The following is a 10,463-nucleotide window of genomic DNA, read 5'->3' as shown; positions in this document are numbered from 1 at the left end:
CTTGGCGACTGTGTTTCAACCCTTGTGTCCGGGTAATTTGCATGACCAAGTTCATTGACGATCTGAGCCGCCGCCGTTTCCTGTTCGGCACCGGCGCCATCCTCCTCACCGGTGCTGCCGGTTGTAACCAAACGATGGATATGTCGGCCTTCCAGATGAATATCGATCCGATGTCGACGGGCGGGATCACACCGATGCGTCCGCAGATCAGTGTTGATCGCGATATCACGACGCCGGATGTCATGTACGCCGCCGTGCAGGAAGGGCCGTATTCACTGCCCGCAATCCCGTACGAGAAAGTGCCGAAGCAATTCCGCCGCCAGATCGTGCCGGACCCGACGGGACAGGCGCCGGGAACGATCGTCGTCAGCCTCAAGGATCATCTTCTCTACTACGTTCTGCCGGGCGGCGAAGCGCTGCGTTACGGCATCGGTATCGGCAAGGCGGGCTTCGAATGGTCGGGCACCGCCAATGTCCAGTACAAGAAGCAATGGCCGGTCTGGACGCCGCCGCCGGAAATGATCCAGCGCAAGCCGGAACTGGCGAAATACCGCAACGGTCAGGAGCCCGGTCCGCAAAATCCGCTGGGAGCGCGCGCGCTCTACATTTTCCAGAATGGGCAGGACACCGGCTATCGCATCCACGGCTCGCCGGAATGGTGGTCGATCGGCCAGTCCATGTCATCCGGCTGTATCCGCCTGATGAACCAGGACATTATCGATCTCTATAATCGCGTGCAGGGCAAGGCCCCGATCATCGTCGGATAAGCAATTGGTTTGCTACAAAAAAGGCCGCGCCAGATACGGCGCGGCCTTTTCTATTTCAGTCTAAATGCGTTTATTCGTAGCGCGCCGATTTGGGCATGGCTTCGCCGAGATTGACGAAATGGCGGAGCTCGGCGCGCAGATTTTCTGCCGAAGCCATATGGATCTGGCTCTGCGGCGCAACATCGTTCTGCACGATCTGGGTGGATACGCCCGGCATGACAAACGCTCCTGCGGTCAGGACGAGGGCGGCGGCAATGCCGAGGCGTCGTTCGGTTCTGGCCTGCATTTCTATCTCCTTGCGCCGGGTAACGGCGACTTAAAATCTGGAATCACGTTCATTCGCAAAACGCTGGGACTTTCCCGGCCGAAGGCTGATTTGGGGCCGATCAGTGAAAAGTCGCGCGCGGCGTAAAATTCAAGGCGCTGTCGATGGCATGGATCGGTATTGGCAACAAAGTCTGGCCGAAATCAGCCAGCGTGTCGGCAAAATTGCGTGCAGCCCCTGCCACATCGTCGCAGCGGCGATGACAGGCAATCGCTTCAAGGCAGGTATTGAGCAGCAGCGCGTCCTGATTCTGGATGCCGGAAATCAGCCCCAGCGTCAGGCATTCCTCGCGGCAGACATGGTGCGAGTCGAAAGGGAAAGCGCGCAACTGGCAACTGGCACAATGGCGCAGCACGCGAATGAAATGCGACAGCTCGCCCACCGCACGTTTTGCTTCCGAAGGCCCAAGCACTTCCGAATAGAGGCCCCAGGTCATTTCCCACGGGATGATCGAGCCCGTCTCGAAACCCGCCGTCCAGCGGCGATAACCTTCCAGCACCAGCTTCTCCGGCAGGCGATCGAAATAGCCTGCACTATTGGCACCGTTCAGTTGGGATATGCGCATATTCATGTCTGCCTCCCGTGGAGGCTGCGCAATGAAGACACGCGTACAGATGCGGGGCGTGAGCCCTGCTTTTCCGCCGAGGGGCGTTCGGTTTCCCCCCGCACATTGCAATATCCGGTCGGCAAGAGACCGAGCTGCCAAGGCAGGCCGTCGACATTTGCGGACCGGCATTCGCCGAGACCAATCATTGGTCCTCCAATCGAAAGGGTTCAAGGCCCAGACATCAAAGGTTGTGAACTTGCACCATGGATAAAGCATGAAAATTCATCTGGAGTCAATTCCTCAACTTTAAAATCATATTAGATTTCAATTATTTAGAATTATTCTAGACTCTAATTGTCATGTTTACAGCATTCAACGAAGAACGCAACCGCTGTGGGGGAGCAGCGGTTGCGGCAAACGGGCGCATAATGCGCGAAGGAGAGAGACGCGGATCATTCGCCCTTTTGCTAAGGGATCGGTCTTCGCGATTGAACTTTCAGGCATTTCCCGAAACCGCACAGATAGCGCGGTTTACCGGAAACGGCTGGTTCGCTTAGTGACCCGAATGCTCTCCGTCTTTCTGGTCGCCCTTTTGACCGCTTTGTGCGGTGACGGGGAAATCGATCGTGACCTTGCCGGCCTTTTCGAATTCCAGCGTTACCGGTACGCTCTCACCTTCCTTGTAGGGCTTCTCCGGCTGGATGAACATGAGGTGATAGCCGCCGGACTTCAGCTCGACCTTTTCACCTGCCGGAATATCCAGACCGCCTTCAAGCTGACGCATCTTCATCACGTCGTTCTGCATCGACATTTCGTGGATTTCGACGCGTTTGACGCCATCGGTGGTGACGGAAACCAGCTTGTCGGCATCCTTGCCGTCATTGGCGATGGTCAGGAAGCCGCCTGCAACCTTGGCACCGGGGACCATGGCGCGCACCGAAGGCGCCGTGATTTCCAGTTCGCCAAGCTTCGTCGGCATTGCTGCCTGCATGGAGCCATGGTCCATCTGGCCCATCTTGTCGTGTCCACCATGCCCGCCGTGACCATCGTCGGCACCAGCAGCCTTCACCAGCAGTTGCGGCGCAGGATGTGCAAGATCGTGCGGGTTCTGACCATCCTTGGGCACTTCCGTCCAGGCAACCGAAGCGTCGCTTCCGCAGACCTGCGTCACGGGGAAGGACAGGGTTGTATCCTTGTCGAATTTGGCAAGCTGCCCGACAACGGTGAATTCGTCATAGAAATCACCAGGCAGATTGCCGTCGGTGAAACGGACTTCGCGGACGCCCGAGGTCACATCCTTGCCGTGTACCTTATAGCTCTGGGCATAGTCACCCTTGACGGTTTCGATCTTCCAGCCTGCCTTGACCTGCGGCTGGGCGGAAATGAAGCCTTCGGGAAGCTCGACTTTCAATTCGGTCGTGGCTTTGCCGTCGCAGCCATGCGGAACGCGGAAGGTTGCTTTGTAAAAGCTGCCCGCCTTGGCTTCGCTCTGGTCGAGCGAGGAATGGGCCGTGGCGATACCGGCGGAAGCGCACAGAGCGGCAATCGAGATGGCGGAGGCGAAAAGACGACAGTTTTTCATTGTTTCAAACCTGAATAATCTTTGGAAGGCACACCGGGACAAGATGCGCGTTAAAACAAGCAGTCAGAGCACCGATCGGATTCAATCAGATCGAAACGCGCTCTAAATGGGATATTCAGGCGAGGGGTGGCGCTTGTGGCGGTGCAGAGGGTGGGTAAGTGCTGTGCCGCAGGATGGGCTGCGGCGGCACGATCCCGTCTGCCATGGCAATATGTGGGACTGCGCTGCTGGAACCCGCAGGCGCAGGGCACAGGAAGGCTGAAGAAATCCGGCAGGCTTCGCAACTGGTGTTGCTCAGGTGCTTGTCGTGATCCTTCTGGCTCGGATCGGAGCTATGATCGCCGATGCAGAGAACCGGGTAGGTTCCGTCCGGCAGTTTGTATTGGGCAAGCTGATAGCTGTCGAGGGCATTGAGGTCGACCGGCTTGTGCGCAAAGGCGACGAACATCAGGGCGAATACGCTCAAGATGCGTATTGCCAGAGACACCCGATATTGGCCGATGCTCGTCTTCAACTCAAAGCTTCTCCATTCAAGCCGAGTTTACCTAGCCTATGAGGGCCGTCTTTGCCAAGCATCAAACAGAACCGGCGCGAATTGGTCGCGCCGGTTCTCTTTTTGGGCGGTCGGGGGGAGAATAGGCCGGACATTGGAGCAGATGCGCTCACAAGCTCGCGCTTTCGCCCTATCTGCCCCATGCGACGTCAGGGGGCACCAGTTTGTTTTACGCATGTCTTTCTCCCAAAACCGGTTCCCACTTTTGGGAGACATGCTCTAGATCGTCCGCTTCTTCATCTGTTCCGCGATATAGTCTGCTTGTCGGATGGCGAGAGCCACGATGGTCAGGGTCGGGTTTTCCGCCCCGCCTGTTGTGAACTGGCTGCCATCGGAAACGAACAGATTTTTGATGTCATGCGTTTGTCCGTGCTTGTTCACGACGCCATCCCGCGGCTTTTCGCTCATCCGGTTGGTGCCGAGATTATGCGTCGACGGATAGGGTGGCGTCGGGAAGGTGCGGACGGCACCGACAGCCTCATAGAGCGCCTTGCCCTGCGCATAGGCATGGGTGCGCATGGCAATATCGTTCGGATGATCGTCGTAATAAACATCGGGAACGGGCAAGCCATGCTCGTCCTTTACGTCCTTGCTCAGCGTGATGCGGTTTTTCTCCTGCGGCATGTCTTCGCCGACGATCCACAGGCCCGCCATGTTGACATAGTCATCCAGAGCCGAGGTAAAGCTGCGCCCCCAGCCGCCGGGATTGAGGAAGGCGGCCATGAAGGGCAGGCCGAGCGAGATTGTTTCCATCTCATAGCCGCCGACAAAACCCCGCTTCGGATTATGCGCAGCCTCGTCGCGGATGATGCCCGCCATGGTGGTGCCGCGATACATATGAACCGGCTTTTCGAATGAGGCATAGACCGAGCCGGTCGTATGGCGCAGATAATTGCGCCCGACCTGTCCCGACGAATTGGCAAGCCCGTCTGGAAATTTCGATGAGGCGGAGTTGAGCAGCAGGCGCGGGCTTTCGATCGAATTGCCTGCTACGCAGACGACGCGCGCTTTCTGCAGATGTTGCTTGCCGTCCTTGTCGGCATAGAGCACGCCCGTCACTTTGCCTGCCGCATTATGCTCGATCTTGAGCGCCGTGCATTCGGGGCGAACTTCCAGCTTGCCGGTTTCCTCACCTTTTGGAATTTCGGTATAAAGCGTCGACCATTTGGCGCCCCATTTGCAGCCTTGAAAGCAGAAGCCGGTCTGCTGACAGCCCATGCGGTCGTCGCGCGGCGCGGAATTGATCGCCATGCGACCCGTATGGCATTCCTTGTAGCCAAGCTTGTCGGCACCGGCTTTCAACACCTTGAAATTGTTGTTGCCCGGCAGGCCTTCAATGCCGTTGGTGCGCGTCACGCCCATCTTGTCTTCGGCCTTGGTATAATAAGGCTCCAGATCGGCAAGCGTGATCGGCCAGTCGAGCAGATTTGCCCCTTCGACCTTGCCGTAATGGGTCAGGGTCTGGAACTCGTAATCCTGAAAACGCAGCGATGCGCCGGCCCAGTGCGTGGTGGTGCCGCCGACGGCTTTCACGATCCATGCGGGCAGATTTGGGAAGTCCTTCGCGACCCGCCAGTCGCCGGACGTGGTGCGCTTGTCGAGCCAGGCAAGCTGCGCAAAGCTGTCCCATTCGTCATTGATGAAATCTTCGAACTCGTGGCGCTTTCCGGCTTCCAGAATAACGACGTCAATGCCTTTCTGCGCCAGCTCGTTGCCAAGCGTGCCGCCGCCTGCGCCGGAGCCGATAATGACGACGACCTTGTCGTCCTTGAGATCATATGGAGCAGCCATGGTTTCCTCCCAATGCTTCGCCGTTTCCGCAAAACGCAAGGCGCTTGCAGGACGGTGGTGCCGCTTTGAATTGGTTGAGCTTGATCAGCCCCTTAAAGCCATTCGATATCGTCGAAGCCGCGCTTGATGTAACCGCCCTGGGAATAGGATTCGCCTTCGTAACCGAAGAGCGGCCAGATATCCTTCTGGTTATAAAGGCCGGTCACAAGTCCGCTGCGCACCTTCTGGAAGAAGGGGCCTTTTTCGATATCACGCAGGATCGCGACGCGCTCTTCCTCCCAGCCGATCCCCAGATAGCCCCCGGTTCCGGCCCGTTTATTCAGATCAGTCACGCCGTCCTCGATCAGCTTTTTAAGCGTTTCGTCCTTGGCGGAATCCGTGTCGTAGGGCTTGACGGCAATGGCGTAAAAACGGTCGGGCAGCTTGTCGTGCGGATAGATATCGCGTGCGAGCTGGATGAGTGTCGCCATGGTTTCGGGCTTGAGCGTGGTGGTTTCAAGCGCCCATGCGAATTGCGGGCAGATAACGGCATTGCCGCTGATGACCAGCATGGCCCCAAGGCTCAGGCCTGCACCGCGCTTCAAGAGGTCGCGGCGGGAGAGCTTGTTTTTTTCATGGGTGGAAAGACCGTCGAAAACGGTTGTCATTCGGTTCTCCTCCTTTGCTTGCCCATCCGGAATGGATGGACTGGCTGCGCGCACCCGAAGGTTTTTACCACCGGGAACGCTGGCGTCTGTCGTGGCCGCTCCTCTCGGCCATGGCAGGCGATACAGGTGCCGGGCGGCTTATACCAAACCTCAATGAGATCGACTCATCGAGGTTTGGTTAAGCCCATGCGGCGATTGAGCATTTTCAGGGCGTGATGCGTCAGCATCTTAGCGCCCTGGTATTACTGGTAACGACCGCCGCGCTGCAGAACTTCGATCTTGTAGCCGTCCGGGTCTTCGGCAAAGAAGAAACGGGCGAGCTGCACGCCGTTATTCTTGAAATCGACAAGCTTGCCGACCTTGAAGCCGAGTTCGGTAAAGCGGGCATGTTCCGCATCGACATTGTCTACGACCACGGCGAGGTGGCCGTAACCGTCACCCAGATTGTAAGGCTCCGTGCGCCCCTTGTTGACCGTCAGCTCGACTTCGAAGTCGGCTTCGGCATTGCGCAGATAGATCAGAGTGAAGGTTTCGAAATCGATGCGCTCGGCGATATCGAGGCCAAAAGCTCGGCTGTAGAAGGAAACGGATTTTTCCTCATCGAGAACACGGATCATCGAATGGATGGCTTTAGCCACAAGCTACTCCTGTTTCTTATGCCGCTTCGTCAAAAGCGGCTTGCGATTGTCTTGCTGGTTGTCGATTATGAAAGAAAAAACGACGGCGTGGTGGCAATCGGCTACCACAGCCAAGTTCGTGCTCTTAATGAATGGAGGAACCCATGTGCAAGGTTTTCGCCGAGCAGGACCCGGAAGGCTACCGGCAGATCAACCGCTCCGTGCGCATAGGTGGTCATTCCACCAGCATTCAACTGGAAGTGACGTTCTGGCGACTGCTGGATGAGATCGCAGCCAGCCAGAACCTGACCACACCACGCTTCATCTCGACGCTCTACGATGAAGCGCTGGAGGCCAACGGCGCGATCCCGAATTTTGCATCCATGCTACGCACCACCTGCGCGCTTTACCTCATGGGGCATCGCCCCGAGACGGCTGTCTGTGAGGAAGCAGCCTGAATGAGGCATTGGCCTCTTGGTGAAAAGGGAATAAGGCAGTAACAGTAAGGGAATATGGGAATAGGGGAGTAAGGGAATAGGTGGTCACGCGGTGGGTTCGTTTCGAGGAACATACTCCCGTACTCTCTATTCCCTTACTCCCCTGACAAGGGAATCGAAATGGCAAGCGTAACGCGCGAACAGGTTCTGGAACGGTTGAAGACCGTGACTGGGCCGGACTTCGAAAGCGATGTTGTGTCGCTCGGACTGGTATCGGATATCTTCATTGCCGACGGCAAGGTTTTCTTCTCCATCACGGTTCCGGCAGCGCGCGCCGATGCGCTGGAGCCCATGCGGCTTGCCGCTGAAAAGGCCGTGAAGGAAATTCCGGGCGTCACCGGCGCGCTGGTCACGCTCACCGCCGAAAAGAAAGGCGGACGTACCAGCGACGATGCGCCCCCACCACCAAAGCCGCAATCCACCCATCAGGTGCGTCCGGCTGCCGCCGCACCTGCACAGCACCGCCATCCCGCGCCACCGCAGCGTGCCGCGACGAAGCCCGGCATTCCAGGCGTTGGCGCGATCATTGCCGTCGCATCGGGCAAGGGCGGCGTCGGGAAGTCCACCACCGCGGTCAATCTTGCGCTCGGTCTTGCCGCCAACGAGCTGAAGGTCGGCATTCTCGATGCCGATATTTACGGACCGTCCATGCCGCGCCTGCTCGGCCTTTCCGGTCGTCCGGAAACCGTCGAGGGCCGCATTCTGAAGCCGATGGAAAATTTTGGGCTCAAGGTCATGTCGATGGGCTTCATGGTCGATGAGGAAACGCCGATGATCTGGCGCGGTCCGATGGTCATGTCGGCGCTGACGCAGATGCTGCGCGAAGTTGCCTGGGGCGAACTGGACGTTCTGGTGGTCGACATGCCGCCCGGCACCGGTGACGCACAGCTCACCATGGCACAGCAGGTGCCGCTGGCGGGTGCCGTGGTCGTTTCGACACCACAGGACCTGGCGCTGATCGACGCGCGCAAGGGGCTCAACATGTTCCGCAAGGTGGATGTGCCGCTTCTGGGTATCGTCGAGAACATGAGCTACTTCATCGCGCCCGACACCGGCGCGCGCTACGATATTTTCGGCAATGGCGGCGCGCGCAGGGAGGCGGAACGTCTCGATGTGCCGTTCCTGGGCGAAGTGCCGCTACATATGGATGTGCGCGCCTATTCGGACGCGGGCACGCCGATCACCGTCAAGGAGCCGGACAGCGAACACGCGAACATCTATCGCGATATTGCCCGGAAGGTCTGGGAAAACATGAAGGGCGGCAAGGGGGCTGGAAAGCCCGCGCCGGCGATTGTCTTTGACTAGGGGAGTAAGTGAGTAAGGGAGTAGGGGAATACGTGAAGAAAGGACTTGATAGGCGTTTCCGCGTCAATCAGCCTATTCCCTATTCCCTATTCCCTATTCCCTATTCCCTATTCCCTATTCCCTATTCCCTATTCCCTATTCCCCTAATCAGGTAACCACCGACGGCTCCGCCCGCCCGCTACGCTTTTTCACCTCGGCGATCTGTTCTGCCGCTTCGATGAACGGGGCCAGCGTTTCTTGGGTATCGAGATTGTGCTTGGTGGCATCTGCTTCGTAGCGCTCGATATAGATGCGGATGGTTGCGCCCGACGTGCCGGTGCCGGACAGGCGCAGCACCACACGACCGCCATCCGGGAAATAGATGCGGATGCCCTGATGCTGGCTGATCGAGCCGTCGACCGGATCGTGATAGGCGAAGTCGTCGGCCTTCTCGATCTTGAGGCCGTTGACGGTTGTGCCGGGCAGGCTCGCAAGCTTGCCGCGCAGATCGGCCACCAGCTTGTTGGCGATATCGGAATCGACCGCTTCATAATCGTGGCGGGTATAATAGTTGCGCCCGAAACGCGCCCAATGCTCCTCGACGATGTCTTTCACGCTTTGCTTGCGCACCGCCAGAATATTGAGCCAGAGCAGCACGGCCCACAGGCCGTCCTTTTCGCGCACATGGTCGGAGCCAGTGCCGGAGCTTTCCTCGCCGCAGATCGTGACCTTGCCATTGTCGAGCAGATTGCCGAAGAACTTCCAGCCGGTCGGCGTTTCAAACATGCCGATGCCGAGCTTGTCAGCCACGCGGTCGGCGGCGGCGCTGGTCGGCATGGAACGGGCGATGCCTTTGATGCCGTCCTTGTAGCCCGGCGCCAGATGCGCATTGGCGGCGAGCATCGCAAGCGAATCGGAAGGGGTCACGAAAATGCCGCGCCCGATAATGAGATTGCGGTCGCCGTCGCCATCGGAAGCCGCGCCGAAATCCGGTGCATGATCAGACATCAGAAGATCGTAGAGATCTTTTGCGTAGACAAGATTCGGATCGGGATGGTGACCGCCGAAATCTGGCAACGGAATGAAATTGACGACGCTGCCCTCCGGGGCGCCGAGACGCCGTTCGAAGATTTCCTTGGCGTAAGGCCCGGTCACCGCATGCATGGCATCGAATTTGAGACCGAAACCGCCCTTGATCATGGAGCGGATGGCGTCGAAGTCGAACAGGCTTTCCATCAGCTCGGCATAATCGGTGACGGGATCGAAGATGACGACTTCGGTATCGCCGATCCGGCTCGTGCCGATCTTGTCGATATCGACATCTGCGACATCGGCAATTTTGTACTGGTCGATCACCTTGGAGCGGGCGAAGATCGCCTCGGTGATCTTTTCCGGTGCCGGTCCGCCATTGCCGATATTGTACTTGATACCGAAATCTTGCGTAGGCCCGCCGGGATTGTGGCTTGCCGAAAGTATCATGCCGCCGAAAGCCTTGTATTTGCGGATCATGTTGGAGGCGGCTGGCGTCGAAAGAATGCCGCCCTGACCCACCATGATGCGCCCGAAGCCGTTGGCGGCGGCTATCTTGATGAGCTTCTGGATCACTTCGCGGTTATAATAGCGTCCGTCGCCGCCGACCACGAGCGTCTTGCCGGCAAAACCTTCCAGCACATCGAAAACCGACTGGATGAAGTTTTCGGCATAATTGGGCTGCTGGAAAACCGGAACCTTCTTGCGCAGGCCCGAAGTGCCCGGCTGCTGGTCCTGGTATGGCGTGGTGGCGATTGTCTTGACGGTCATATCTTTCCCGTTCGATTAAATGAATTAAGCAGTCAATGTGTTGGCATTTGCGG

The 10,463-nt window shown here is 58.0% G+C and carries 11 protein-coding genes; 3 read left to right on the top strand and 8 right to left on the bottom strand.

Going from position 1 to position 10,463, the window contains the following annotated elements; translation table 11 throughout:
- Positions 1 to 41: 41 nt before the first annotated feature.
- Entirely contained in the window at positions 42 to 767 is a 726-nt protein-coding gene (locus ACYSN1_RS06800; RefSeq protein WP_461724948.1) for a L,D-transpeptidase, read from the top strand.
- A gap of 70 nt (positions 768 to 837) precedes the next feature.
- On the opposite strand, the gene ACYSN1_RS06795 is transcribed toward ACYSN1_RS06800, so the two are convergent.
- From ACYSN1_RS06795 to ACYSN1_RS06765, 7 genes are all read right to left on the bottom strand, one after another.
- Positions 838 to 1,053: a hypothetical protein gene (locus tag ACYSN1_RS06795; RefSeq protein ID WP_061344745.1), complete on the bottom strand. Its 216-nt coding sequence runs from the start codon at positions 1,051 to 1,053 to the stop codon at positions 838 to 840.
- Between the two features lie 100 nt (positions 1,054 to 1,153).
- A complete protein-coding gene (locus ACYSN1_RS06790; protein WP_461724947.1) occupies positions 1,154 to 1,663 on the bottom strand; it encodes a hypothetical protein in 510 nt (169 codons plus the stop codon).
- A 529-nt stretch (positions 1,664 to 2,192) separates the two neighbouring features.
- Positions 2,193 to 3,221 (bottom strand): DUF1775 domain-containing protein, encoded by a 1,029-nt coding sequence (locus ACYSN1_RS06785; protein WP_461724946.1) that lies wholly within the window; start codon positions 3,219 to 3,221, stop codon positions 2,193 to 2,195.
- A gap of 115 nt (positions 3,222 to 3,336) precedes the next feature.
- A complete protein-coding gene (locus ACYSN1_RS06780) occupies positions 3,337 to 3,735 on the bottom strand; it encodes a hypothetical protein (RefSeq protein WP_461724945.1) in 399 nt (132 codons plus the stop codon).
- Positions 3,736 to 3,993: 258 nt separating this feature from the next.
- Entirely contained in the window at positions 3,994 to 5,565 is a 1,572-nt protein-coding gene (locus tag ACYSN1_RS06775; protein WP_461724944.1) for a GMC family oxidoreductase, read from the bottom strand.
- Positions 5,566 to 5,657: 92 nt separating this feature from the next.
- Positions 5,658 to 6,212: a gluconate 2-dehydrogenase subunit 3 family protein gene (locus ACYSN1_RS06770; protein WP_461724943.1), complete on the bottom strand. Its 555-nt coding sequence runs from the start codon at positions 6,210 to 6,212 to the stop codon at positions 5,658 to 5,660.
- A 242-nt stretch (positions 6,213 to 6,454) separates the two neighbouring features.
- Positions 6,455 to 6,850, bottom strand: coding sequence for a VOC family protein (locus ACYSN1_RS06765; RefSeq protein WP_461724942.1), 396 nt, complete (start codon positions 6,848 to 6,850; stop codon positions 6,455 to 6,457).
- A gap of 143 nt (positions 6,851 to 6,993) precedes the next feature.
- Between ACYSN1_RS06765 and ACYSN1_RS06760 the strand changes: the two genes are divergently transcribed.
- Both ACYSN1_RS06760 and ACYSN1_RS06755 read left to right on the top strand, forming a co-directional pair.
- The gene (locus tag ACYSN1_RS06760) at positions 6,994 to 7,287 is read left to right on the top strand and encodes a ribbon-helix-helix domain-containing protein (protein WP_461724941.1); all 294 of its coding nucleotides are present in this window, start codon (positions 6,994 to 6,996) and stop codon (positions 7,285 to 7,287) included.
- A 159-nt stretch (positions 7,288 to 7,446) separates the two neighbouring features.
- On the top strand, positions 7,447 to 8,631 hold the full coding sequence (locus ACYSN1_RS06755) for an Mrp/NBP35 family ATP-binding protein (protein ID WP_461724940.1): 1,185 nt from the start codon (positions 7,447 to 7,449) through the stop codon (positions 8,629 to 8,631).
- Positions 8,632 to 8,778: 147 nt separating this feature from the next.
- Here ACYSN1_RS06755 and ACYSN1_RS06750 read toward each other — a convergent pair whose 3' ends face one another.
- Positions 8,779 to 10,410 (bottom strand): alpha-D-glucose phosphate-specific phosphoglucomutase, encoded by a 1,632-nt coding sequence (locus ACYSN1_RS06750; protein ID WP_461724939.1) that lies wholly within the window; start codon positions 10,408 to 10,410, stop codon positions 8,779 to 8,781.
- Between the last annotated feature and the right edge of the window lie 53 nt (positions 10,411 to 10,463).

It is taken from the genome of Brucella sp. LJL56, assembly GCF_054871705.1.
This window is presented reverse-complemented; position numbering and strand designations above follow the sequence as displayed.

Bases quoted from the DNA above. Each gene is read 5' to 3' on its own strand.
- ACYSN1_RS06750 (WP_461724939.1), bottom strand. From the start codon at position 10,410: ATGACCGTCAAGACAATCGCCACCACGCCATACCAGGACCAGCAGCCG.
- ACYSN1_RS06785 (WP_461724946.1), bottom strand. From the start codon at position 3,221: ATGAAAAACTGTCGTCTTTTCGCCTCCGCCATCTCGATTGCCGCTCTG.
- ACYSN1_RS06770 (WP_461724943.1), bottom strand. From the start codon at position 6,212: ATGACAACCGTTTTCGACGGTCTTTCCACCCATGAAAAAAACAAGCTC.
- ACYSN1_RS06790 (WP_461724947.1), bottom strand. From the start codon at position 1,663: ATGAATATGCGCATATCCCAACTGAACGGTGCCAATAGTGCAGGCTAT.
- ACYSN1_RS06755 (WP_461724940.1), top strand. From the start codon at position 7,447: ATGGCAAGCGTAACGCGCGAACAGGTTCTGGAACGGTTGAAGACCGTG.
- ACYSN1_RS06760 (WP_461724941.1), top strand. From the start codon at position 6,994: ATGTGCAAGGTTTTCGCCGAGCAGGACCCGGAAGGCTACCGGCAGATC.
- ACYSN1_RS06800 (WP_461724948.1), top strand. From the start codon at position 42: ATGACCAAGTTCATTGACGATCTGAGCCGCCGCCGTTTCCTGTTCGGC.
- ACYSN1_RS06775 (WP_461724944.1), bottom strand. From the start codon at position 5,565: ATGGCTGCTCCATATGATCTCAAGGACGACAAGGTCGTCGTCATTATC.
- ACYSN1_RS06795 (WP_061344745.1), bottom strand. From the start codon at position 1,053: ATGCAGGCCAGAACCGAACGACGCCTCGGCATTGCCGCCGCCCTCGTC.